Raw genomic sequence first — 23119 nt, 5'->3', positions numbered from 1 at the left:
CGGGTCGTGTGGTCGCGAAGATGCATCCCCGGCACCGCGAGCCATACCGGCTCCACGAGCGGTGCGGTGGGTGCCGAGCCGCTGTGCCGTGGCGGCGAAACCGGCTGAGATCGCCGGGACCGCCCCGTCGGGGTGAACGACCTGGGGCATGTGACGGCCTTGTCCCTGCTGCTCGAGTGAGTGCACTGCCACTGCTACAGGCGACCGGTCGTCGATTCCGTCGGCCTGGAGGTGCTCGCGGGGCCGAGGGTCGCGCTGATCGGCGCGGACGGTTCCGACAAGACGGCACTCCTGTGTGCTGTCCTGGGGTTTCAGCCCGTCTCCGGGAGATCGAGGTCAGCTGGCGGAGGGCGGCGACCTCGGCGCAGGCGCCGTGGATTCCGCAGCTCCGCTCGACCGGCGGGTTTCCCCTGCTGGGCGAACTTCTCGACGTACTGCGACGAGCACCGCACCCGCCGATCCCTCGCCGCCGAAGCGCCCTTGCGAGACCGACTACGACCTCTTGGACCTGACCGGATCGAACGCCTCGCGGTACTTCGCGGGATGCCGAAACGCCTCGGGCGAAGTGGCGCCGAGGTCCACGCCGTGATCGATTCGCTCGGCGACGTGGAGAAGGTCATCAGGCAGGCGGACCCCGACGAGCCGCAACGGGTCTGCGAAGCGCTGAACGCGGAGATCGTCCGCAACGCAACAGGGCGGACGCTCGATGGGAGCATCCGCCCTGTTGGTAGGGATGAAGCCAGTGTTCGAGAGGGACTCGAGTTCCCCTGCGCAGCGAGCTTGTGCAGTTCGCGTGTTCCTGCGCTGCTGGATAGCTCGAAACGAGTGTGGGGGCCAGTCGGTGTATTTCGACCTTTGGTCGTTCGCGATGTCGGCTATTCGTGGAACACCACCGACCAGCGAACGTGGCTCTCAGCTTTCGCGCACTCCACCACGGCCGGCCGCTTGATCAACGAGTACGAATCTGCGGCGGCCTGAAGAGCAGGTCAGACCACCAGGCACAGTTTCGGCACCCCACACGATCGAAGTCCGGCAGTGCGACGTGTCGAGTCCGGAGTCCGTGCGGCGGTTCGCCGCGGAGATCGACCGGCTGGACGTTCTGGTGCACAACGCCGGGGTCCTGCCGAAGGAACGCACGGTCACCGCGGACGGCCACGAGCTGACGTTCGCCACGCACGTGCTGGGCCCGTTGCTGCTGACCGACCTGCTGCGCCCGCTGCTCGCGGCCTCACCGGACGCGCGTGTCGTGTTCGTCTCCTCGGGAGGCATGTACACGCAACGCCTGTACGCCGACGACCCCGAGTACCGCGAGGGCACCTACAAGGGCGCGACCGCCTACGCGCGCACGAAACGCATGCAGGTCACGCTCGTCCCGCTGCTGACCGAGCGCTACGCCTGCGACGGGGTCGCGGTGCACGGCATGCACCCCGGCTGGGCCGACACGCCGGGTGTCGCCGGCTCGCTGCCGGGGTTCCACCGCCTGACCAGGGCGTTCCTGCGCACACCGGAGGAGGGTGCGGACACCGTCGTCTGGCTCGCCGCGGTGACACCCGCTCCGCGTGCCGGACGGTTCTGGCACGACCGCCGGGAGCGTCCGGCGCACGTGCTGCCCACCACCGCGGAGAAGCCCGGGGACGTCGCCGCGTTCTGGCGGTACAGCACGTCCGCCGCGGGTCTCAGATGACGATCTTCTGATATTGGTCGCGGTCCATGTCGTAGACCTCGAGCGTCAGCTGGGTCGGCAGCCCCTCGACCGGCTCGAGGTGGTCGCGGACGAGCCCGATGCCCACCCGCCCGACCTCCTGCTTGAGCTCGACGGACCGGCCGGTCAGCAGCCCGATCCTGACGTGGACCATCGCCGCGGGTGAGCCGTCGCCGATCACCGATTCCTCGATCTGCCGGAACCGCGTTTTGAAGGCCTCGACCTCCGCGCTGACCAGCGGCCCGACGGTCCGGTGCAGGGCGAGGGCGAGGGCGCGGCGGTCGAGCGCCCCGCCCAGTTCGGCGGAGTACTCGACGGTGATCTGGGGCATGGCCCCAACCTACGAGAACACGGCGTGGCGCCGGAAGCCGGGCGAGCCCTGCGTGCCGCCGGCCGCTGGGGCAGAGTGGATCTCATGACCGCCGACACCGCGCTGAACGCCGACGACCTCGAGTTCCTGTGCCGCCCGCTGCACGGGTTCCTGTCCGTGGCGGCGGGACCGGTGCCCGCCCAGCCCCGGCCGGTCTGGTTCGAGGCGACGGCCGGCGGCACGATCGAGCTGTTCACCGCCCCGGACTCGCTCAAGGTGCGCCGGCTGCGCCGCGACCCCCGTGCCTCGCTCGTCGTCGCCGCCCCGGTGGCGGAACGCGAGCGCTGGGTGTCGGTCGCGGGCCGCGTCGAGGTGGAGACCACCGGTGCGCACGACCTCGCCGAACGCCTCGCCGCCCGCTACTGGGACCTGGGCGACCCGTCCCGCGCCGGAGACCTCGCGGAGATCCTCGGCGCGGACCAGATCCGCCTCGTGCTGCACCCGGAGGAAGTGCGCCGGTTCAGCTACTGAGCGGGATCACACGTCGCGGCAGGGCAACCGGCGCGGCACGCCGAACAGGACCACCGCGGCCGCCACGACGGTGAGCGTGGTGGAGCGCACCGAGCGGAACTCGACCCACTCACCGCGCACGACCCCTCGGAAGGTGAGTGAGGTGCTCGACGGCGTCGCGGGTCAGCCATCTCGCTCATCAGGCGCGACGAGAGGAAGACCCGTGCGGCCCCTCCTGTGCGAGGTCCTCGAGGAGCTGAGGTAGCGGACCTTCCCCGTCCGCTTCTGCTGGCACCGTGCCCTCGTCCCCGTGAGGGGAAGCACCATGCACACCCGGCCCCTCGGTCGCACCGGCATCCAGGTCAGCGCGTTCACCCTCGGCACCATGATGTTCAGCCGGTTCGGCAACCCCGACCGCGACGAGTGCGTGCGGATCATCCACAACGCGCTCGACCGCGGCATCAACACCATCGACACCGCCGACGTCCACGGCGGCGACGGCGAGACCGAACGGATCGTCGGCCAGGCCCTGCGCGGGCGCCGCGACGACGTCGTGCTCGCCACCAAGTTCAACGGCCCGATGGGCGAGGACGCCAACCGGCGCGGCAGTTCACGGCGCTGGGTCGTCTCGGCCGTCGAGGGCTCCCTGCGCCGGCTCGGTGTGGACCACGTCGACCTCATACCAGGTGCACCACCCGGATCCCGGCACGGACGTCGAGGAGACGCTGGACGCGCTGACCGACCTGCTGCGCGCGGGCAAGGTGCGCGCCATCGGGCACTCCAACCTGCCCGCGTCGGACATCGTCGAGGCGCAGTGGGCCTCCGAACACCGCGGCCTGGCCCGCTTCCGCAGCGAGCAACCACTACTCGCTCCTCAACCGGGGCGTCGAACGCGAGATCCTCCCGGTCTGCGAGCGGTGCGGGCTGGGCGTCCTGGTGTGGAGCCCGCTGTCGATGGGCCTGCTCTCCGGCAGGCTGCGCCGCGGCAACGGGGAGACGGCGTCGGCCGGGCGGCTGCACTGGGCACCGCGGCACATGACCGACGAGCGCGAGCTCGACGCCGTCGAGGCACTCGCCGCGCTCGCCCGCGACGCCGGGATGTCGTTGCCGCACCTCGCGCTCGGGTTCGTCACTGCCCACCCGGCCGTCACCTCGGCGATCATCGGTCCCCGCACGCCGCAGCGGCTCGACGACCTGCTCGCGGGAGCGGACGTCGTGCTGGGCGACGACGTGCTGGACCGCGTCGACGAGATCGTGGCACCCGGAACCGACGTCGGGCCGATCGACGTGGCGTACGTGCCGCCGCAGCTCGAGCGGCCCGCCCTGCGCCGTCGCTGAGCTCACGTGCCGGGGTTCAGCACCAGCAGTTCGGTCTCCAGGCGCAGGCGGAAGCCGAGCCTCTCGTAGAGCCGGACGGCGCCGGTGTTGGACGTCAGCACGTGCAGGAACGGCGTCTCGCCGCGCTCGCGGATGCCGTGCGCGACGGCCAGCAGCAGCCTCGTGCCCAAGGCCTGCCCTGCCGCGTCCGGGTGCGTGCAGACGGCGCTGATCTCGGTGTGGCCGGGCACGTGGAGGCGTTCCCCGGCCATCGCCACCAGCCTGCCTTCGCGCCGGATGCCCAGGTAGGTGCCCATCTCGATGGTGCGGGGCAGGAACGGGCCCGGTTTCGTCAACTCCACCAGGGCGATCATCTCGGGAACGTCCGAAGTGGACAGCCGGACGGCCTCGGGTTCCGGTGCCGCCGCGATGTCCTCGCCGACGTACTGCCGCAGCGACAACCGCGCCTCGACCTGCCAGCCGTCCGGCGGTTCGAGGCCGGTCACCGTCGGACGCGGGTCCAGTGCCGCGAGGGTGAGCCAGTCGGCGTCGGTCGGGTCCGGCGGCATGGCGATGAAGGGCGACATGTCGGACGGATAGCGCAGCACGTTGCCCTTGTGCTCGGCGAACCGGGCGTGCGGTCCGGTCAGGGCCGAGCGGGCGGGGTCGTCGAGGGGGTGCACTACAGCGGCTCCAGGAGTCGGCGCGGGGTGTTCAGCAGGGCGGACACGGGGTCGGGGGTGGCGTTGCCGGGGTCGAACCCGGGACCGGGCTCGATGCGGACGTCCGGTGCGGACACGACCTCGCCGCAGGCGGAACAGCGGTCGCCGGTGTCGAGCAGGCCGCCGTCGGCGTCGTGCCGGAACGTGCGCCGCGCGCCGCCGGGGGAGTAGTGCTCGTCGCCCCAGGCCATCATCGCCCGCAGCACCGGCCAGAGCCGCAGGCCCTTGGCGGTGAGCAGGTACTCGCCGTCGACGCGGTCGAGCACGTCCTCCTGCACGAGGAACTTCAGGCGGTTGGTCAGGACCGCGCGCGGGATGCCGAGCTGCGAGGCGAAGTCGCCGAACCGGCGGATGCCGAAGAACGCGTCACGGACGATCAGCAACGTCCACCGCTCGCCGACGATCTCCAGCGCTCGCGCCAGGGAGCAGTTGCGGTCCGCGTAGGTGCTGGGCAGTGCCATGGCCCGCACTGTAGTTCATTCACTGAACTCCTCGTGCCGCGGTTCGGCCATTTCAATGAAGGAACTGCCGATTCCCGGTCAGGGCCGCCATGAACCAGTTCCTGGTGTCGTTCACCGTCGATCCCGCCCACCGCGGGGGACATCGTGGAGATCGCGCGCAGGACCGCCGAGGCCTCTCTGGCGAACGAGCCCGGCTCGCTGCGGGTCGAGGTCATCGCGGACGAGGAGGACCCGGATCTCTTCTGCCACAACGAGGTCTACGCCGACGTCGACGCGTTCAACGCCCACGTGAGCGGTCCGCACTTCGGTGCGTTCTCCACCGAGGCGAGCGCGTACGCCCAGGGTCCGGCCTGGCTCATGAGGGGCACCGTCGCCTGATGCCGGACGGTCACCTGGACCGGCCCGCGGCCGTGCTCCGCTGACGTTCCGGCAATTCGCCCGGGCCCTGTGAACGGGTGCCGGGGACCGACGTCCCCGGCACCGGTCGACCTCAGTGTCCGTTGAGTGCGGCGACGACCTGGTCGTAGTCGCCGCGCGCCTCGCCGTAGCGCAGGAACTTCACGCGCTCGACCTGGATCTCGCGGGCGTCGGGCTGCGTTTCGATGAGTTCCACGACCTCGGTGATGAACTCGTCGAGCGGCATGGCGTGCTCGTTCTCCTTGTGGCCCGGCATCAGGTCCGACTGCACGGCCGGCGGCTCCAGTTCCACGACCTTCACGGACGTGTCGGCGAGCTGCAGGCGCAGCGACTCGCTGAGCATGTGGATGGCGGCCTTGGACGCGTTGTAGCTCGGCGTGATCGTCAGCGGCGTGAAGGCGAGTCCGGACGAGACGGTCATGATCGTGGCGTCCGGCTGCGCCTGGAGGTGCTCGACGAACGCGGCGATCAGGCGGATCGGGCCGAGGACGTTCGTGGTCACGACGCTTTCGGCGGACTCCAGGAACGACTCGGGGCGGTGCCAGTCCTCGGCGATCATGATGCCGGCCATCGTGATCAGGACGTTGACCGACGGGAAGCGCGTGAGGACGTCCTTGGACGCGGCCTCGACGCTCGCGGGGTCGGCCGTGTCGATGCGGACGGTCTCGACACCGGGGTTCTCGGCGGCGATCTTCTCGAGCAGTTCGGTGCGCCGGCCGCCCACGATCACGGTGTTGCCGCGCTCGCGCAGGGCGAGGGCGAGCGCCAGGCCGAGACCGCTGGTGGCGCCGGGGATGAAGACGGTGTTTCCGGTGATCTGCATGCACCCAGCGTCTGCCGATCGCCGGGTCCGCGGCAGAGAGCCCTCATCGGGGGATCGGCGGTCCCTGGTTCGCGTCCCCGGTCCACGGATACTGGAACCATGGATCGGGTCGAACTCGCGGCATTCCTCCGCCGCCGCCGGGAGGAACTGAGGCCGGAGGACGTCGGCCTGCCGGCGGGGGCGCGCAGGCGGGCACGGGGGCTCAGGCGCGAGGAGGTCGCGGCGCTCGCCACGATGTCCACGGACTACTACACGCGCCTGGAACAGCAACGCGGCCCGCAGCCGAGCGAGCAGATGCTGGGCGCGCTCGCCAGGGCGTTGCGGCTGAGCGTCGAGGAACGCGACTACCTGTTCCGCGTCGCGGGCCGCAACGCCCCCGCGCGCTCCGCCGTGCCGACGCACGTCGCGCCCGCGTTGCAACGGGTGCTCGACCGGCTGAACGACACACCCGCGCTGATCCTGTCGAACCTCAGCGAGGTGCTGGTGCAGAACCGGTTCGCCGAAGCGCTGTACGGCGACTCGTCGCACTTCACCGGACTGGCCCGCAGCGGGATCTACCGCTGGTTCACCCACCCCGGCGAGCGGCTGGTCTACCGGGAGCAGGACCGCGAGCGGCAGGGCCGTGCCCAGGTCGCGACGCTGCGCGCCGCCTACGCCTCGATGGGCGCGCAGTCACGGGCGGGCGAGCTCGTCCAGGCGCTGCTGAAGGAGAGCGCGGAGTTCGCGGCGTTGTGGGAACTGCACGAGGTGGGCAAGCGGTTCGAGGACCACAAGGTGCTCGTGCACCCGCAGCTCGGCGAGATCGAGGTCGACTGCCAGGCGTTGCTCACCGAGGACCAGACGCAGGCGCTGCTCGTGCTGACCGCGCCGCCGCGCACCGAGGCGTTCGAGAAGCTGCAGCTGCTCGGCGTGCTGGGCACGGAGACGTTCGTCAGCTGAGGACGAGGATCGTCTCCTCGATCTCGGCCTGGCGCGCGTTCGCGTAGCCGACGGCGGTGCCGACCGGCCGGAAGCCCGCCCTGGTCAGCACCCGCAGCGACGCCGCGTTGTCACTGGCGGCGCTGGCGCGCAGCGGCCTCGTGGTCACCATCTCCAGCAGCAACGCGACCGCGCGCCCGGCGACGCCCTGGCCCCAGAACTTCCGGTCGACCCAGTAGGTGATCTCGGTGTCGCCGTCCAGCACGAAGCTCGCGATGGAGCCCACGACCACACCGTCACCGAGGATGACCTGGTTGAAGGTCTCGGGGTTGGCCCGGATCCTGCGCATGTGCGCGTCGAACGCCGCGCGGTCGTCCGGGTCCTCCGCGGTGAACGCCGCCATCCGGACGGCCTCGGGATCGCGCATGAACTCGAACAGCACGTCGAGATCAGCGTCCTCGAGGCCGCGCAACGCCACTTCACGGATCATCGAGCCAGCCTAGTCGCGAGCCAGGCCAGCGAGAGGGGATAGCGGAAGTCGATCGCGCCGTGGCCCGCGTCGAAGAGTTCGAAGCGCACCCGTTCGTCGGGAAGCCCGGCCTGGGCGATCTCCTTGCGGAACGCCTCGGCACCCAGGTCGAGGAAGTACTCGTCCCGCGTGCCCGCGTCGATCCACACCGCCCGGAGCGACCGGACGGCGTCGGCGTGCGCCGGCACCATCCGCACGGGGTCCCAGTCGAGCCAGCGCTGCCACACCTCGGGCCTCGGCGCGCCGGTGACGGCGTCGAACGGCAGCTCGGGCGTGCCGTCCTCGTTCGCCGAGAAGCACGCCGCCACACCGTAGATGCCGAGCAGGTCCATGTCCGCGGGCTTCGTGAACGCCGTGCGCGTGGTGAAGTCCTCCCACCACTTCCGGATGTCGTGGTCGTAGCCGCGCAACGCCCGTGCGGCCTTGCCGAAGTCCGCGAGGTAGCAGAGTTCGTAGAGCGCGTCACCGGCGTGCGTGGCCAACGCGCCGAACAGGTCCGGCCGCAGCATCGGCGTGATCATCGCGCCGAACCCGCCCGACGACTTGCCGGCGATCGCCCGCGACTCCCGGTCCGGGATCGTGCGGTAGTGCGCGTCCACCCACGGCACGATCTCGTCGCACAGGTACGAGTGGTAGCGCCCGGTGCCGGGGGAGTCGACGAACTGCGAGCCACCGTAGGACGTCCACGCGTCGACGTACACGACCACACAGCCCGGGGCCCCGTTCGCGAACACCGCGTCCGCCGTCTCGATGAACGGCTGGCGGAACGGTGTGCGGTTCGCCCACATCTGCAGGTGCCCGGTGTAACCCTGGATCATGTACACGGTGGGATAGCGCTCAGCGCTCTCGTCGTAGCCCGGCGGCACGTACACCCACAACGGCCGTTGGTGCGGATCGCCGAGCGGGTTGTCCCGCAACAACGCGGAGTCGACGGTGTGCCGGTCGAGCCGGCCGGCCAGTGGTCCCTCCCAGGGCAGCATGGTCCCAGTCAACCACAGTGGACTCACCAGTCCAGAAAACTTACGATCGAACCATGGCACTGACGACCAAGGGCCGCGCCACCAGGCAGCGCATCATCGAGGGCGCCGCGGCCTACCTGCGCAGCGACGAGCCCGCCGGCGTGACCCTGGACGACATCCGCGCCGTCACCGGCACGAGCAAGAGCCAGATCTTCCACTACTTCCCCGACGGCAAGGAGGAGCTCTTCCTCGCCGTGGCCCGCTACGAGGCCTCCCGCGTCCTGGAGGACCAGCAGCCGCACCTGGGCGCGCTCACGTCGTGGGCGGCCTGGGACCGCTGGCGCGACTCCGTCGTGACCCGTTACCGCCTGCAGGGACGGCACTGTCCGCTGGGCACGCTGATGGGTGAGGTCGGCAGCACGCCGGGCGCGCGGGAGGTGGTCACCACGCTGCTCGGCCAGTGGCAGACCCACGTCCGCAAGGGGATCGCCGACATGCAGGAGTCGGGCCTGGTGCGCCCCGCCCTGGACCCCGACCAGGTCGCCGCGGCGTTCATCGCGGGCATCCAGGGCGGCGTGCTGGTGCTCATGTCGACCGGCAGCACCACCCATCTCGAAGCCGCCCTGGACACCCTGATCGCCCACCTCCGAGGCTGAGTTTTTCTGGACTTGCAGGTCCAAAAAATGGCTCGTAGCGTCGAGCCCATGACACAGCGACTGGAGGGCAGGACAGCCCTCGTCACCGGTTCCACCAGCAACATCGGCCGCGCGATCGCGGTCGCCTTCGCCGCGGAAGGCGCCCACGTCGTCGTCTCCGGCCGCGACGCGTCCAAGGGCGCCGCGGTCGTCTCGCAGATCCGCGCCGCGGGCGGCGAGGCCGACTTCGTCCGCGCCGACCTCGACGGCACCCCCGCCGTCAGCCACGCCCTCGCCGCCGAGGCGACGGAACTCCTGGGCCGGGTCGACGTCCTCGTCAACAACGCCGGCATCTACCCGCCCTCGTCCACCGCGACGACGGACGAGGAGACGTTCGACAGCGTCTTCGGCGTCAACGTGAAGGCACCGTTCTTCCTGACCCAGGCCCTGGTCCCGGCGATGATCGAGGCGGGCGGAGGTGTGGTCGTCAACCTCGGCTCGTGGATCACGAGGCTGGGCGTGCCGAGCGGCTCGATCTACAGCACCAGCAAGGGCGCGATGGAGACGCTGACGCGGGCGTGGGCGTCGGAGTTCGGGCCGCGGGGAGTCCGGGTGAACGCCATCTCGCCGGGCGTGATCGCTTCCGACGGCTGGGACGACGCGACCCGTGCCGCCGCCGACTTGATGATGCACGGCACGCCGGCGGGCCGGTCGGGTCACCCGGACGCGATCGCGGCGGCGGCCGTGTACCTGGCGTCGGAGGAGGCAGCGTTCGTGCACGGGATCGTGCTGGACGTGGATGGCGGGCGGACCGGGGTGGCGGTGGTGGCGGCTTGAGGGTGGCGGCGCAGGTGGGGTGACGGCGCCGCCAGGTCAGGCGCGCCGGGCTTGGTGGCCACCGGCTTGGCTCGACCACAGCTGCTCCACCCCTGCCTCAGGCGGCTCGGCTGGGGCGCCACCTCACCCACCCGGTCCACCACGCCACCCCTCCACCCACCCCACCCCCGGCGACATGTGACCCCGGTCACCTATCCGCCCGCTTTCTGTGACCTGAGGCGACACTCGCCGGTCTCCCATGACGAGCGAGGACAAGCCGGCGAAGGGTGCGGAAGTGACGGGTCGGGAGTGGCTGGGGCAGGTGGACGCGGAGCAGGTGCGGGCCGCGCGGGCCGGTGATCGGACGGCGCTCGACGCCGTGGTCGCGGGTTGCCTGCCGCTGGTCTACAACGTCGCCGGTCGGGCGTTGCACGCCGATTCCGACGTCGACGACGTCGTGCAGGAGACCATGGTCCGGGTGATCCGCGGGCTCGACGCCCTGCGCGAGCCGGACCGGTTCCGCAGCTGGCTGGTGGCCGTCACGATCAACCAGGTGCGCGAGCACTACCGGCGGCGGGATCTGGCGCCGGCGCCTCTGGAGGAGTACGACCGGGCCGATCCCGGGGCCGAGTTCGTCGAGACGGCGCTGTCGCGGCTGCACTTCGCGCAGCAGCGGCGGGAGGTCGACGAGGCCGCGCGGTGGCTCGACCCGTCCGACCGCGAGCTGCTGGCGTTGTGGACGCTCGAACGCGTCGGGCAGCTGACCCGCGGCGAGGTGACAGACGCGCTCGACCTCAACGCGCACGCGGTGACGGTGCGGGTCAGCAGGTTGAAGGGGCGGCTGGAGACGATCCGGCACCTGGTGCGGGCGTTGTCGGTGGAACCGCGGTGCGCGGGGCTGGAGAAGGCCGCGCAGGGGTGGAACGGCGAGCCGAACCCGTTGTGGCGCAAGCGGCTTCTGCGGCACGTCGACGAGTGCGGGCGGTGCGGGCGCGGGGTGGACGACGCGATGCCCGTCGAGCGCATCCTGACCGGGGCCGCGTTGCTCGTCGTGCCGGCCGCGTACCTGCCGCGGCTGCTCGAGAACCTCGGTGACGTCGAGCCCGTCGCGCACGTGGCCGCGCACCTCTCCGAACCCGCGGGCCTGTTCGCGAAGCTCACCGCCAAGCCCGTCCTCGCCGTCGCGGGGGCAGCGGCCGTCTGCGGGCTCGTCGGCGTGGTCGGCACGCTGGTGCTGATGCCGTCCGACCCGCCCGCCGCGGTCGCCGGTCCGGCCACCACCCAGAACCTCGCGCTCACCACCTCCTCCTCCTCGCAGCCGGCGGAGAGCACCACCACGACGACGACCACCACGACGACCACGACCACCACCACGACGACGACCAAAGCGCCCGAGCCCGTTCGCGTCGCCACGCCGGAGGAACGCGTCCTGGCGCTGATCAACGAGACCAGGGCGAAGGACGGGCTGGCCCCGCTCAAGATCGACCCGGCGCTGGTCACCGCCGCGGAACGCCACACGGCGGCCATGATGAGCAACGGCTGCGGCCTGTCGCACCAGTGCCCCGGCGAGAGCGGACTCGGCGAGCGCAGCACGGCGGCGGGCGTCAAGTGGAGCTCGGTCGCGGAGAACGTCGGCATGGGCGGACCGGTCAAGGACGACGTCGAGGCGATCTCCAGGATGGCGCTCGGTCTCACCCAGGGCATGATCGACGAGAAGCCGCCGAACGACGGCCACCGCAAGAACATCCTCAGCAGGTCGTCCACCCGCATCGGCATCGTCGTCGTCCGCGACGCCAAGGGCACCGTGTGGATGACGCACGACTTCGCCGGAAGTTGAGTCGCGAAAACGAAAACCAAAAGATCATCCTGTAGTCGTACGTGAGAACGCGACCACAGGCGGACGCGTGACGATCTGTCCGGAAAGCACTGTCCTACCGTGCAGACCGTCACCTACCGCTGGCCGACCTCGGTCACGACCGACACCCCGGAACTGCTGCGCTGGACGGGTTTCGGTGGTGCGCTCCTGCTCACCGCCGGTGCGTGGGCCGTCAGAGCCGGCGGTGCGGTGGCACTGGGCCTGGCGATCGCGGGTGCCGGGCTGGTCGTGCTGACGTGGGCGCTGCTCGGCCGCACCGGACCGGACGCCCCGTGGCTGCGCCGGACGCTGGCCTGGTGGTGCGCCCCGCTGCTGGTCGCACCGCCGTTGTTCAGCGGTGACGTCTTCAGCTACCTGGCCCAGGGCGAGGTGGCGGCGAACGGCTTCGACCCGAACACCATGAGCCCGGCGGCCGGTGCGAGCGCGGAGGCCGTGGCACGGGTCGGCGTCCACTGGCAGGACACGCCGTCGCCCTACGGCCCGTTGTTCAGCGCGGTCGAACGCGCGATCACCGAGGTCACGGGCGGGAACCCGGCGCTGGGCATCGGCCTGTACCGGCTCGCCGCGGTGCTGGGCCTGCTGCTGGTCGTGTGGGCGGTGCCCAGGCTCGCCGAACTGGCCGGGACGAACGAGCGCACGGCGTTGTGGCTCGGCGTGATGAACCCGTTGGTGCTGTGGCATCTCATCGGCGGTGTCCACAACGACGCGCTGATGCTCGGCCTCATGCTGTCCGGCACCGTCGTCGCGTTGCAGGCGTTGCCCGAAATGAGGTGGTGGCAGTACACGGCCGGTGTCGTGCTCATCGGGCTGGGCGCACAGGTCAAGCTGCCCGCACTGGTGGCGCTCGCGGTCGTCGGCACCGCTCTCGCACGCAGGCTGGGCGGTGGCTGGGTCCGCTTCACCGCCGCCGGGTTCGCGATGGTCGCGGCGGCGGCCACCGTGTCCGTCGTGACGTCTCTCGCGGGCGGGTCCGGTTTCGGCTGGGTGCAGGCGCTCGGCACACCGTCCAAGGTGAACAGCTGGATGGCGCCGACCAACTGGCCGGGCTACCTGGCGGGTGCGGTGTTCGGCCCGGAAAGCGGTCAGGCGATGATTTCCGCGGCACGGGTCGCGGGTCTCGTGCTGATCCTGTGCGGGGTGGCGGTGGTGGTGCACCGGCAGCTGCGCGGCGGGATCTCCGAGGTGACGTCGCTGGGAATGATGATGAGTCTGATCGTCGTGCTGGGGCCGGTGATCCAGCCGTGGTACCTGCTGTGGGCGGTGCTGCCGCTCGCCGCGTGCCTGCCGGAGGGGATCTGGCGGACGAGGGTCGCCGTTATCGCCGGGGTGTTCGCGCTGCTGGTGCCGCCGCTCGCGGGAAACTTCACGGGCCGTGTGCCCGAGCTGGTCGCCGCCTACGTCGTGGGGACCGTCCTCGTCGGTGGCGCGTACCTCGTCCTGCGGCGGGCGAGGGTGTCCGTTGCGCAAGCCTGATCTCGCTCGCCACGGCGCGGCGGCCCTGGCCGGTGGTGCGCTGGCGCTCAGCTTCCCTCCGCGCACGCTCTGGTGGCTCGCCGTACCCGCGTTCGTCGTGCTGTGGCTGGCCCTCCAAGGCACCACGGCCCGGCGCAGCGCGGGCCTCGGGTTCACCTTCGGGCTGACGTTCTTCCTGCCGCACCTGTGGTGGATCCAGCACTTCCTCGGCAACGACTTCGGCCCGTGGCCGTGGCTCGTGCTCAGCGCGCTGATGGCGTTGTTCATCTGCGCCGTCTGCGCGCTGTTCCCACTGGTCGGCAGGCTTCCTGCCGCGCCCGTGTGGGCCACGACGCTGTTCGTGCTGCAGGAGACGCTGCGCGGCCTGATCCCGTTCAACGGCTTCCCGTGGGGCCGGGTCGCGTTCGGCCAGGTCGACGGCCCGTTCGCGCGGCTCGCCGTGATCGGGGGCGCGCCGCTCGTGACGTTCGCGGTGGTGTTCACCGGCTTCGGCCTGGCGGCCTGGCTGCCGCGGTGGACCCGCGCCTGGGCGCTGGTGCCGGTCGTCGCCTCCCTCGCGATCACCCCGCTGATCTCCGTCGAGGCCCAGGCCGGTGACCGGACCGTGGCCGTCGTGCAGGGCAACGCCCCCGACATCGGCCTCGGCCTGCTGTCCGAAGGCGCCACGCTGCGCGCCAACCACCTGCGCAAGACCGCCGAACTGGCCGCGCTCGTGCGCGGCGGCGCGCTGCCGAAGCCGGACCTCGTGGTGTGGCCGGAGAGCGCGACGAGGACCGGCGACCGCGACCCGGTTCTGGACGGCGCCATCGCCGACCTCGGCGTGCCGACGCTCGTGAGCGCGTTGCGGGACAACAAGAACTCCGTCATCACGTGGGACCCGAAGACCGGCGCGGGGCAGTCGTACGCGAAGCAGGAGCTCGTCCCGTTCGCCGAGCACATCCCGCTGCGCCCGCTGGCCCGCATCTTCACGCCGTTCGCGGACCAGGGCGACCTCGACGCGGGCACCGAACCTGGCGTGCTCGACATCGCGGGCACGCGCGTGGGCGTCGGCATCTGCTACGAGGTCGCCTACGACTACGTGCTGCGCGAAAGCGCGGCCGCGGGCGCGCAACTGCTGGTCGTGCCGACGAACAACGCCTGGTACGGCCGCGGCGAGATGACCTACCAGCAGCTCGGCATGGCCAGGCTGCGCGCCATCGAGCACGGGCGTGCGGTCGTCGTGGCGGCGATCAGTGGCGTGAGCGCGGTGGTCCGCCCGGACGGCAGCGTCGTGCGGTCGACCGGGATGTTCACCGACGACCTGATGGTGGACACCGTGCCGTTGCGGACGGACGTCACGTTCGCGACGAGGTTCGGCGGCGCGATCCACGTCCTGCTCACGGGTGCGGCACTGGCCGCGTGCGCGCTGGGGCTGTGGAGGCGCCGCCGGTCCTCAGTTCCTGCCGAGCAGGGCTGACCCCAGCACCGTGCGCTGGTGCAGCACGGACAGCCCCTGCCGTTCCGTGGTCAGCAGCCCGGCCTCCCGCAGCACGGACGTGTGCCGGCTGACCGACGACGGCGACGCGCCGAGCCGTTCCGCGAGTTCGGTCGTCGTGGCCCCGGCGCCGACCGCCGCCAGCACGGCCGAGCGGGTGGAGCCGAGCAACGCCGCGAGCGCGCCCTGCTCACGCCGCCCGCTCGCGATCTGCCGCTGCCAGGTCCAGTCGTGGTGCAGCGGGTACACCACGGTCGGCGGCAGTCCCGGGTCGGCGAGCGCGACGGGGGTGCGGCGGCAGAAGTACGACGGCACCAGCCGCAGCCCGCGCCCGTTGAGGTGCAGGTCGCGGTCGTAGGCGTACTGGACCTCCAGCACCGGTTCCCGCCAGTTCATCAACGGCCACATGCCCCGCAGCAGACCCTCCACCGTGCACGCGAGACCGTTGCGGTGCACGCGGTCGGTCTCCACGGCCTCCTCGATCAGGTCGGTGTAGGGCTCGACCACCGCCCGGTGGTAGCGGGTGAGCGCCTCGGTGAGCTCCACCAGGGACTCGCCGTCGCCCGCCACGAGCGGACGCGTCCACTCCGGAAGCGGCCGCACGTCCCGCAGGCGCCCGAACTCCTCCTTGAGCCGGTGCCGCGGTGTGGACCGGATCGCGGCGAGCGCGCTCCCCAGGCCCTGCGCGCCCTCCGGCGGGGTGAGGAAGTCCGGGAAGTACGGCCCCAGCGGCGCGAGCACGGACAGCACGCGGACGCCGGACGTGATCACCTGCCGGTCGCCGTTGCGGAGGATGTCGCGCAGCCACGGCTGCAACAACAACCCGCTGTCCGACTCGGTCAGCCGAAGCCGGCTGAACACCATTTCCCAGAGCGGATCCACCCTTTCTGCTACCTGCGTACGCTCCAGATCACCGTCGGAAAAATGGATGCGCAACACAGCAACCTCCCCAGTCCAGGTCACCGCGCACAACCATACTGGGCGTGTCGATCCGCCGAATCGAGCAACGAAAACCGTGCGCGGGACGATTGCCCCGCGCACGGTTCTGCGCTAGTGCCGCGGATCAGCCGCAGCTGGTGGTGACCCACTGGTGGGAGCGGACCTGGTAGGTGCCGGCGAGGTCACCCTTCTGGCCCTGCTTCGTGCAGCCGATCGAGTTGTTGTAGCCGGTGTTGCGGTAGAACCGGACGCCCTTGAAGTTGGACGACGTCCCGCGGTTGTAGACGGACTTGACCTCCTTGGTCGTGGCCCAGGAGCACTTGTAGGTGCCCGCGGTCCAGTCCGCGTCCGCCACGTCCCACATGCACCGGCCGCCGGTGCCGCCGAAGCCGTTCCAGAAGCAGACGTTGCCGGTGTTGCAGTCCCAGGCCGCGAGCGCCTGGCCGGTCTCGGTGTCGTACGCCGCGCCGACGGCGGCGGCCTGCGCGTCAGGAGCCTCCGCCTGCGCACTCGGGGCCGCGAGGGCGACGGAGAAGAGCATGGCGAGCGGCATCAATGCCAGAACAAAACGCCGAACGAACCTCAAAGGATTCCCTCCCTAACCCGCAAATGAATTCGCCGATGCCACTTTAAGCAGGCGGGGGAGTTTCGAAAAGCTATTGCTGCGTGGTGCAAAAGCGCTTTTCAGGATCGTCGGGTGTACCTGTGTTTCACGCCGGCCGGGAAGAACTCGGGATCGCCGTGCGGCCGCAGCACGACCTCGGGCAGCTGCCGCGGCGCCGGGACGTAGTGCGCGAACTCGCTGTTGAGCCGCAGCAGCTGGTCCCGGATCGCCTCCGCGATCACCGCCGAGTCCGCCACCGCTCCCGGCGCGGTCTCGACGGTGATCCGCAACGACCGGTTCCGATCTTCGTCCTCGACCGACTCGATCACGAACTTGCCCGTGACGGTGTCGCTGATGCCGGGCTGTTCCAGTCCCACCGTCACGTTCTCGGGGTAGACGTTCGCGCCGAAGAACGACACCGTGAAGAGCGATCGTCCGAACAGGAAGACGAACGGCAGTTCCGGCCCCGGTGGGGGAGTGACACCGGCGCGGGCGCAGAGCTCCAGCACCTCGGCGTGCTCCAGGACGCCGCCCTCGTCGGCGATCCGGTACCGGATCAGCGGGATCCCGCCGTCCGCCGTGAACACCAGGGTGCCGTCGTGCACCTCGAAGAACCGGCTCGCCGGGTCGTACTGCACGAGCGTCGGCAACCGCGAGTCGCCGAAGACCTCCCGCGCCTTCTCCGGGCGCTCCGCGAAGAACCTGCGCACGCCCACCGACAGCGCGGTCTCGTTGCCCAGCACACCGGAATCCGCTGTGCCGTAGAGGGAAGCGATGTCGGTCACCGGGTCCGCGATGCCGGCGCGCTGCGAGACCAGGTCCCGCCACTGCTCGCTGAACACCTCGCCCGCCAGCACGAGCTTGATCCGGTACGCCGGCCAGTCGACGCCCTCCGCGAGCCCGGTGTCGACCACGTCCTTGACGAACGGCGGGTAGCCCAGCAGCACCACCTGCTCGAAGTGCGGCGCCAGCTCCGGCAGCACCCGCAGGATCTCGGCCTTGTTGTTGCCCGGCGCCACCACGGTGATCGGGCAGCCCTTGGCCGCGAGGTGCCGCACGCACGCCTGCGTGAACAGCCCGCCGACCCACGTGCCGAGCGGGAAGCACACCACGGCGAGGGTCTTGCGCTCGCCGGCGTGGAACCCGTCCACGAGCACCTGCTCGAACCGGCGGGCGACCTGCAGCTCGTCCTCCAGCGACCGCGGCCAGATCGTCGGCCTGCCGCTGGAGCCGGACGACACGGCGATCATGTCCAGCGCGCTCAGGTCGCCGTCGCGGCACAGCTCGGGCAGCGGGTACCGCTCGTGGTAGTTCGCCTTGTCGAGCAGCGGCAACCGCTGGAAGTCCTCGAACGTCCGGATCGTCGCGGGGTCGATCCCGTTGTGCCGCAGCAGGTCGCGGTAGGCGGGGACCGTCTCGGCGGTGCGCCGGAACAACTCCAGCACCCAGCTCGGCGACCTCGGTTCGGCCGACGCGAAGAAGTCGTCGAACGCCTGGCGCACGCGGGCTTGTCGGCTGCTGTCCACACGTCCGAGCCTATCGGCCCTGCTCGTCCCGCCCGGACCAGACGTTCGAGGGTTCACGGCGGATGCCCGGGGCTCCTAGCGTCTGGGGTTGACCGGGAACACCCTGCCTCCCGGTCCGAAGGAGTCCAACCACATGCGATCCCTGCGCATGGGCGCCCTGGCCGTTCTGACGGTCTCCGCAGTCGCCCTCTCGATGACGGGCGCCTCCGCCCACGACCCCAACACCGCCGAGGGGCAGGCCGCCGCCAGGACGTTCCTGGCCGACCACCTGCCCGCCGACCGCCACACCGTCTCCGGCACCGCCGCCGGCGTCCCGTGCGTGAACGGCAAGGCCGACATCTACCCCTGCAAGAACGTCGACCTGCTGAGCGTGCTGCCCCTGTCCGCGATGGGCGGTGGCAACGGCAACGACATCTGGGGCTGGACCGACCCGTCCTCCGGCAAGGAGTACGCGGTCGTCGGCCGCACCAACGGCACGGCGTTCGTCGACGTCAGCACGCCGACCGCGCCGAAGTTCCTGGGCAACCTGCCGTCCAACGGCGGCAGCAGCTCGTGGCGCGACATGAAGGTCTACAAGGACCACGCGTTCATCGTCGCCGACTTCATCACCGGCCACGGCATGCAGGTGTTCGACCTGACCCGCCTGCGGACCGTCACCACACCGCAGACCTTCACCGCCGACGCCCTGTACAAGGACTTCGGCCCGGCGCACAACATCGCCATCAACGAGGAGACCGGGTACGCGTACGCGATCGGCTCCAACACGTGCAGCGGTGGCCCGCACATGGTCGACATCCGCACGCCGAAGCAGCCGAAGAACGCGGGCTGCGTGGCGCAGGACGGTTACACGCATGACAACCAGTGCGTCGTCTACCGCGGCCCGGACGCGACCTACCGCGGCCGGGAGATCTGCTTCAACTCCAACGAGGACACGCTGACGATCGTCGACGTGACCGACAAGGCGAACCCGGTCCAGATCGTGCGCAAGGCCTACTCCGGTGCGCAGTACTCGCACCAGGGCTGGCTCACCGAGGACCAGCGGTACTTCCTGCTCGACGACGAGCTGGACGAGTCGCGTGGCACCGACAAGCGCACCAAGACCTACATCTGGGACCTGGCGTCGCTCGCGAACCCCGTGCACACCGGCGTGTACAACTCGCCCGCCACGGCGATCGACCACAACCAGTACATCAAGGGCCAGTACTCCTACCAGGCCAACTACCAGGCGGGCCTGCGCATCCTCGACGTCAGCGGTGTCGGCTCGGCCCAGCTCACCGAGGCCGGGTACTTCGACATCTACCCGTCCGCGAACGAGGCGAAGTTCAACGGGGCGTGGAGCAACTACCCGTACTTCGCGAGCGGCATCGTGCTCGTCAACGGCATCGAGCAGGGCCTGGTCGTGGTCAAGCCGAACCTCGGCGCCGTCGAACCGCCGCCCACCGGGGGCAGGTTCGAGAACACGGCCGACGTGTCCATTCCGGACGCGGGCGCCGCGGTGACGTCCCCGGTGACCGTGTCGGGCGTGTCCGGCAAGGCTCCGAGCACGCTCAAGGTGAACGTCGACATCAAGCACCCGTACCGCGGTGACCTGGTGATCGACCTCGTCGCACCGGACGGCACCTCGTTCCGGCTCAAGGGCTCGAACAACGACTCCGGCGACAACGTCGTGACCACGTACGAGGTCAACGCGTCCGCCGAGGACGCCGCGGGCACGTGGCAGCTCAAGGTGCAGGACCTCTACCGCTCCGACGTCGGCTACATCGACGCCTGGAGCCTCCAGTTCTGACCTGACGCGGGCGGGCGGCCCCGGTCGCCCGCCCGCGCCGTGAGGAGTTGTCATGCGCAAGCTCAGCGTCGCCGACTGGTTCTTCGCCCTGCTGGCCCTCACCGTGGTGGTGGGCGGCGGGGTGATGATGTTCGCCCGGTCCGCGCCCCCGATGCAGCACCAGAACATGGGCGCCGTCGTGCCCGCCGCGCACAGCGACGGACTGTCCGATGTGGAGAGCGGGTACCGCTTCGACCCCGTCACCACGCCCGCTTCGCGTGGTGAGGCCGTGCCGGTGGCGTTCCGGATCCTCGACGGCGCGGGGAGGCCCGTCACCCGGTTCCTGGACAACCAGACCAAGCAGATGCACTTCTTCTCGGTGCGCGAGGACATGCACGTCTTCGAGCACCTGCACCCCGTGCTGGACGGCGACACCTGGCGCACCACGCTGTCGCTGCCCGACGGTGGCGTGTACCGGATGTTCGCGGAGTTCGTGCCGCTCGACACGGCCGACGCCCGCCACCCGGTGGTGCTCGGCGTGCCGTTCAGCGTGCCCGGCGACACGACGGTGGTCCCGGTGCCGGCGCCCGAGGCCGGCGTGAGCACCACCGGCGGGTACACCGTGGTGCGCGTGGACGAGGACCGGCCGAAGTCGCTGAACCCGCACGTGCTGCGGCTGTCGATCCGCGCGCCGGACGGCACACCGGTGAGCTCGCTGGAGCCGCACCTCGGTGCCAACGGCCACATGACCGGCTTCCACACCATGCTGCTCTCGGCCACGCACCTGCACCCGGTCGAGCTGGCCGGGATCCCGCTGAACAACGGTGAACTCAGCTTCCAGGCCGTGTTCGCCGACCGGGGGGAGTACCGGCTGTTCCTGGAGTTCCGCCACGGTGGCGAGCTGCGCCGGGCGGCGTTCACGGTGGACGTCGGCTGAGCCCGTTCTCAGCAGACGATCTCCACACTGGGACGGGTGCGCATCCTCTTCTCGTGCCGCCCCGCCCACGGTCACCTGTACCCGCTGGTCCCGTTCGCGAGGGCGACCCGGGAAGCCGGTCACGACGTCGTGTTCGCGACCGGCGCGGCCTTCCTCGGCACCGTGCGGGCTCTCGGGTTCGACGCGCACGCGGCGGACATCTCCGTCGGGGAGGCCGAAGCCGAGGCCCGCGCGCGGCACCGCGATGACGACGTCGCCCGGCTGCTGATCACGATGTTCGCCGACGTGCTGCCCCACGCGACCGTGAAGGATCTGGCACGTCTGTTGCCCCGGCTGCGTCCGGACCTCGTCGTCCACGAGCAGAGCGACGTCGGCGCCGCCAAGGCCGCGCGGGACGCGGGCGTTCCGTTCGTGTCGCACGTGATCGGCCGGTCGATGCCGCCCGAGCTCCTGCGCCTGGCCGCGCCGGAGATGGCGTGGCTGTGGGACGGCACCACGCCGGCCGACCCGATGCTGGGCGACACCGTCGTCGACGTGTGGCCCGATCTCGTGCGCGATCCGGTCGTCGCGGCCCTGCCCACCGTGCTGCGGATGCGGCCGGTCGCGTTCGACCTGGACGTGCCGATGCCGGCGGTCGACCCGGCGAAACCGCTGGTGTACCTGACGCTCGGCACGGTGTCGCACACCGCGACGGACGTGCTGCGGCAGGCGATCACCGGTCTCGCCCGGCTTCCGGTGACCGTTCTGGTGGCGCTCGGCCCCGGCGCGCTGCCGGGTGACGTGCCGCCGAACGTGCGGATCGCGGGGTTCGTGCCGCAGGCGGAGGTGCTGCGGCGGGCCGATCTCGTGGTGCACCACGGCGGAACCGGCGCGGTGCTCGGCACCCTGGCGGCCGGTCTGCCGCAACTCCTGTTGCCCCAGGGCGCCGACCAGTTCGTCAACGCCGACGTGGTCGAGGCGACCGGAGCGGGCGGGAAGCTCGCCGGGCCGGAGATCACCGCGGACGCCGTCACCGCGGCGGCGGGCCGTCTGCTGGACGACCCGGCCGTGCGGGAGGTGGCGGGGAGGGCCAGGTCCGAGATCGCGGGGATGCCGGACCCGGCCGCCGTCGTCGACCAGCTCACGGCACTGGTGCGGGGGAGGGTTCGACGTCGGCCTGCGCCTCCAGGTGGTCGGGCAGCGACGCCCGGTAGATCGGCATCGCGGCGGCCGTCGTGACGATCGCGACGGCCACGAGGATCGCGAACATCTCCGGTGTCACCAGGTCGTAGGCGAGGCCGATGTTGATGAAGATCAGGATCATCAGGCCGCGGGCGTTCATCAGGCCGCCGACCGCGGAGGCGTAGCGCCACGAGTAGCCCTGCGCCTTCACGACGAGGCCGCAGCCGAGGTACTTGCCGGCGAACGCGGCCAGCATGATCACGGCGAGCGGGAACCACAGCGCGCCACCGGAGCCGAAGCCGTCGATCCGCGTGTTGAGGCCGCTGAACGCGAAGAACACCGGCAGCAGCAGGATGGAGTTGAGGTCGGAGAGCTTGGCGTCGAGCTCCCGGCGCACGACCTTCGAGTTCGGCATCGCGAGGCCCGTGATGAACCCGCCGAACACCGAGAACACGCCGATGAGGTCGGTGTACCAGCCGGCGAGCAGGACGATCAGCAGGATCACGGCGACCATGTCGCGGCTGAGCTTGCCGTCGCGTTCGGCGCGTTCCCCGAGCTTCGCGAGCCACTTGCGGCCGACCGTCAGCATCAGCACCGCGAAGATCGCCGCGCCGAGGATCGTGCGCACGGCGCCGGACGGGCTGCCGGACGCGCCGACGGCGATGATCAGCGCGAGGAAGCCCCACGCCACGGCGTCGTCGATCGCGGCGGCGACCAGGGTCAGGCCGCCGATGGGGGTGTTGGCGATGCCGCGTTCCTGCAGGATCCGCGCCAGCATGGGGAACGCGGTGATCGACAGCGCGCCGCCCACGAACAGCATGAAGATCCACAGGCTGGAGCCCTCGGGGCTCAGCGAGTCGTAGAAGAGCACCGCCGCGCCCGCGCCGAGCAGGAACGTGGGCACGATGCCGGAGACGGCGAGCACGCCCGCCTTGCGCGCGTTGGCCCCTGTGGTGAGCCCGTGGTCCAAAGAGGACCCGACGAGGAACATGTAGAACGTCAGGCCGATCGTGCTGAGCACGTACAGGGTGCTCTTGACGTCGGCGGGGAAGAGCTGGGCCTGCACACCGGGGGCGACGGCGCCGAGCAGCGCGGGGCCGAGCAGGACTCCGGCGACCATCTCGCCGACGACCCTCGGCTGCTTGATCAGCATCGCGAGGCGCCCGCACACGGTGGTCGCGGCGAGCACGACCGCCAGCGCGGCGAAGACCTGCAACGCGAAGTGGATCTGGTTCACGGGGGATC

The 23119-nt window shown here is 70.8% G+C and carries 23 protein-coding genes and 1 pseudogene; 14 read left to right on the top strand and 10 right to left on the bottom strand.

Translation table 11 applies throughout. The features are described from left to right. The first annotated feature begins 585 nt into the window (after window positions 1-585). Both ND450_RS09790 and ND450_RS09785 read left to right on the top strand, forming a co-directional pair. Window positions 586-978, top strand: a complete 393-nt coding sequence (locus ND450_RS09790) for a hypothetical protein (RefSeq protein ID WP_253325818.1) — start codon at window positions 586-588, stop codon at window positions 976-978. Continuing rightward, the gene (locus ND450_RS09785) at window positions 965-1684 is read left to right on the top strand and encodes an SDR family oxidoreductase (RefSeq protein ID WP_371927761.1); all 720 of its coding nucleotides are present in this window, start codon (window positions 965-967) and stop codon (window positions 1682-1684) included. Before ND450_RS09790 ends, ND450_RS09785 begins: the two co-directional genes overlap by 14 nt. Here ND450_RS09785 and ND450_RS09780 read toward each other — a convergent pair. Further along, the gene (locus ND450_RS09780; protein ID WP_253325817.1) at window positions 1677-2033 is read right to left on the bottom strand and encodes a 5-carboxymethyl-2-hydroxymuconate Delta-isomerase; all 357 of its coding nucleotides are present in this window, start codon (window positions 2031-2033) and stop codon (window positions 1677-1679) included. The two genes, ND450_RS09785 and ND450_RS09780, sit on opposite strands and share 8 nt — an antisense overlap. A gap of 84 nt (window positions 2034-2117) precedes the next feature. Between ND450_RS09780 and ND450_RS09775 the strand changes: the two genes are divergently transcribed. Together ND450_RS09775 and ND450_RS09770 are read left to right on the top strand one after the other, a co-directional pair. After that, window positions 2118-2543, top strand: a complete 426-nt coding sequence (locus ND450_RS09775; RefSeq protein ID WP_253325816.1) for a pyridoxamine 5'-phosphate oxidase family protein — start codon at window positions 2118-2120, stop codon at window positions 2541-2543. 304 nt (window positions 2544-2847) lie between these two features. Next, window positions 2848-3860 (top strand): annotated as a pseudogene (locus tag ND450_RS09770) (aldo/keto reductase). Between the two features lie 2 nt (window positions 3861-3862). Here the strand turns inward: ND450_RS09770 and ND450_RS09765 are convergent. After that, window positions 3863-4522 (bottom strand): GNAT family N-acetyltransferase, encoded by a 660-nt coding sequence (locus tag ND450_RS09765; protein ID WP_253325815.1) that lies wholly within the window; start codon window positions 4520-4522, stop codon window positions 3863-3865. Beyond that, a complete protein-coding gene (locus ND450_RS09760; RefSeq protein WP_253325814.1) occupies window positions 4522-5022 on the bottom strand; it encodes a helix-turn-helix domain-containing protein in 501 nt (166 codons plus the stop codon). The genes ND450_RS09765 and ND450_RS09760 overlap by 1 nt, the downstream gene beginning before the upstream one ends. 144 nt (window positions 5023-5166) lie before the next feature. Between ND450_RS09760 and ND450_RS09755 the strand changes: the two genes are divergently transcribed. Then, a complete protein-coding gene (locus tag ND450_RS09755; protein WP_253325813.1) occupies window positions 5167-5400 on the top strand; it encodes a putative quinol monooxygenase in 234 nt (77 codons plus the stop codon). Window positions 5401-5512: 112 nt separating this feature from the next. On the opposite strand, the gene ND450_RS09750 is transcribed toward ND450_RS09755, so the two are convergent. Continuing rightward, window positions 5513-6262, bottom strand: coding sequence for an SDR family oxidoreductase (locus tag ND450_RS09750; protein ID WP_253325812.1), 750 nt, complete (start codon window positions 6260-6262; stop codon window positions 5513-5515). Between the two features lie 99 nt (window positions 6263-6361). Between ND450_RS09750 and ND450_RS09745 the strand changes: the two genes are divergently transcribed. Continuing rightward, entirely contained in the window at window positions 6362-7201 is an 840-nt protein-coding gene (locus ND450_RS09745) for a helix-turn-helix transcriptional regulator (RefSeq protein ID WP_253325811.1), read from the top strand. Here the strand turns inward: ND450_RS09745 and ND450_RS09740 are convergent. Both ND450_RS09740 and ND450_RS09735 read right to left on the bottom strand, forming a co-directional pair. Then, window positions 7194-7670 (bottom strand): GNAT family N-acetyltransferase, encoded by a 477-nt coding sequence (locus ND450_RS09740; RefSeq protein WP_253325810.1) that lies wholly within the window; start codon window positions 7668-7670, stop codon window positions 7194-7196. The two genes, ND450_RS09745 and ND450_RS09740, sit on opposite strands and share 8 nt — an antisense overlap. Further along, a complete protein-coding gene (locus ND450_RS09735; protein ID WP_253325809.1) occupies window positions 7667-8689 on the bottom strand; it encodes an esterase family protein in 1023 nt (340 codons plus the stop codon). Before ND450_RS09735 ends, ND450_RS09740 begins: the two co-directional genes overlap by 4 nt. 53 nt (window positions 8690-8742) lie before the next feature. On the opposite strand from ND450_RS09735, the gene ND450_RS09730 reads away from it, so the two are divergent. From ND450_RS09730 to lnt, 5 genes are all read left to right on the top strand, one after another. Beyond that, window positions 8743-9324, top strand: a complete 582-nt coding sequence (locus ND450_RS09730; RefSeq protein ID WP_253325808.1) for a TetR/AcrR family transcriptional regulator — start codon at window positions 8743-8745, stop codon at window positions 9322-9324. A gap of 48 nt (window positions 9325-9372) precedes the next feature. Beyond that, window positions 9373-10140, top strand: coding sequence for an SDR family NAD(P)-dependent oxidoreductase (locus ND450_RS09725; protein WP_253325807.1), 768 nt, complete (start codon window positions 9373-9375; stop codon window positions 10138-10140). A 274-nt stretch (window positions 10141-10414) separates the two neighbouring features. Continuing rightward, complete coding sequence (locus ND450_RS09720) at window positions 10415-11956, top strand: sigma-70 family RNA polymerase sigma factor (RefSeq protein WP_253325806.1); 1542 nt, start codon at window positions 10415-10417, stop codon at window positions 11954-11956. Between the two features lie 99 nt (window positions 11957-12055). After that, complete coding sequence (gene mptB, locus ND450_RS09715) at window positions 12056-13468, top strand: polyprenol phosphomannose-dependent alpha 1,6 mannosyltransferase MptB (RefSeq protein WP_253325805.1); 1413 nt, start codon at window positions 12056-12058, stop codon at window positions 13466-13468. Beyond that, window positions 13455-14924, top strand: coding sequence for an apolipoprotein N-acyltransferase (lnt, locus tag ND450_RS09710; RefSeq protein WP_253325804.1), 1470 nt, complete (start codon window positions 13455-13457; stop codon window positions 14922-14924). Before mptB ends, lnt begins: the two co-directional genes overlap by 14 nt. Here lnt and ND450_RS09705 read toward each other — a convergent pair. The 3 genes from ND450_RS09705 to ND450_RS09695 all read right to left on the bottom strand — a co-directional run bounded on the left by ND450_RS09705 (window position 14901) and on the right by ND450_RS09695 (window position 18011). Further along, on the bottom strand, window positions 14901-15824 hold the full coding sequence (locus ND450_RS09705; protein ID WP_253325803.1) for a helix-turn-helix transcriptional regulator: 924 nt from the start codon (window positions 15822-15824) through the stop codon (window positions 14901-14903). The genes lnt and ND450_RS09705 overlap by 24 nt on opposite strands. A 181-nt stretch (window positions 15825-16005) precedes the next feature. Then, window positions 16006-16434: a peptidase inhibitor family I36 protein gene (locus ND450_RS09700; protein WP_218159748.1), complete on the bottom strand. Its 429-nt coding sequence runs from the start codon at window positions 16432-16434 to the stop codon at window positions 16006-16008. Window positions 16435-16565: 131 nt separating this feature from the next. Next, window positions 16566-18011: a phenylacetate--CoA ligase family protein gene (locus ND450_RS09695; protein ID WP_253325802.1), complete on the bottom strand. Its 1446-nt coding sequence runs from the start codon at window positions 18009-18011 to the stop codon at window positions 16566-16568. Window positions 18012-18144: 133 nt separating this feature from the next. Between ND450_RS09695 and ND450_RS09690 the strand changes: the two genes are divergently transcribed. Genes ND450_RS09690 through ND450_RS09680 form a run of 3 tightly spaced genes read left to right on the top strand, consistent with a single transcriptional unit; the run spans window position 18145 to window position 21931 of the window. Beyond that, window positions 18145-19797 carry a choice-of-anchor B family protein gene (locus tag ND450_RS09690; protein WP_253325801.1) on the top strand — a complete coding sequence of 551 codons (1653 nt, stop codon included), beginning with the start codon at window positions 18145-18147 and terminating at the stop codon, window positions 19795-19797. 52 nt (window positions 19798-19849) lie between these two features. Continuing rightward, a complete protein-coding gene (locus tag ND450_RS09685; protein ID WP_253325800.1) occupies window positions 19850-20713 on the top strand; it encodes a hypothetical protein in 864 nt (287 codons plus the stop codon). A gap of 36 nt (window positions 20714-20749) precedes the next feature. After that, entirely contained in the window at window positions 20750-21931 is a 1182-nt protein-coding gene (locus ND450_RS09680) for a glycosyltransferase (protein WP_253325799.1), read from the top strand. Here ND450_RS09680 and ND450_RS09675 read toward each other — a convergent pair. Further along, the gene (locus ND450_RS09675) at window positions 21834-23111 is read right to left on the bottom strand and encodes a cation:proton antiporter (protein ID WP_253325798.1); all 1278 of its coding nucleotides are present in this window, start codon (window positions 23109-23111) and stop codon (window positions 21834-21836) included. The two genes, ND450_RS09680 and ND450_RS09675, sit on opposite strands and share 98 nt — an antisense overlap. Window positions 23112-23119 lie beyond the last annotated feature (8 nt).

The sequence above is a fragment of the Lentzea sp. HUAS12 genome (genome assembly GCF_024125735.1).
Classification (GTDB): domain Bacteria; phylum Actinomycetota; class Actinomycetes; order Mycobacteriales; family Pseudonocardiaceae; genus Lentzea; species Lentzea albida.
Note: the sequence above shows the minus strand (reverse complement) of the source record. Positions and strands in the feature narration are given on the sequence as shown.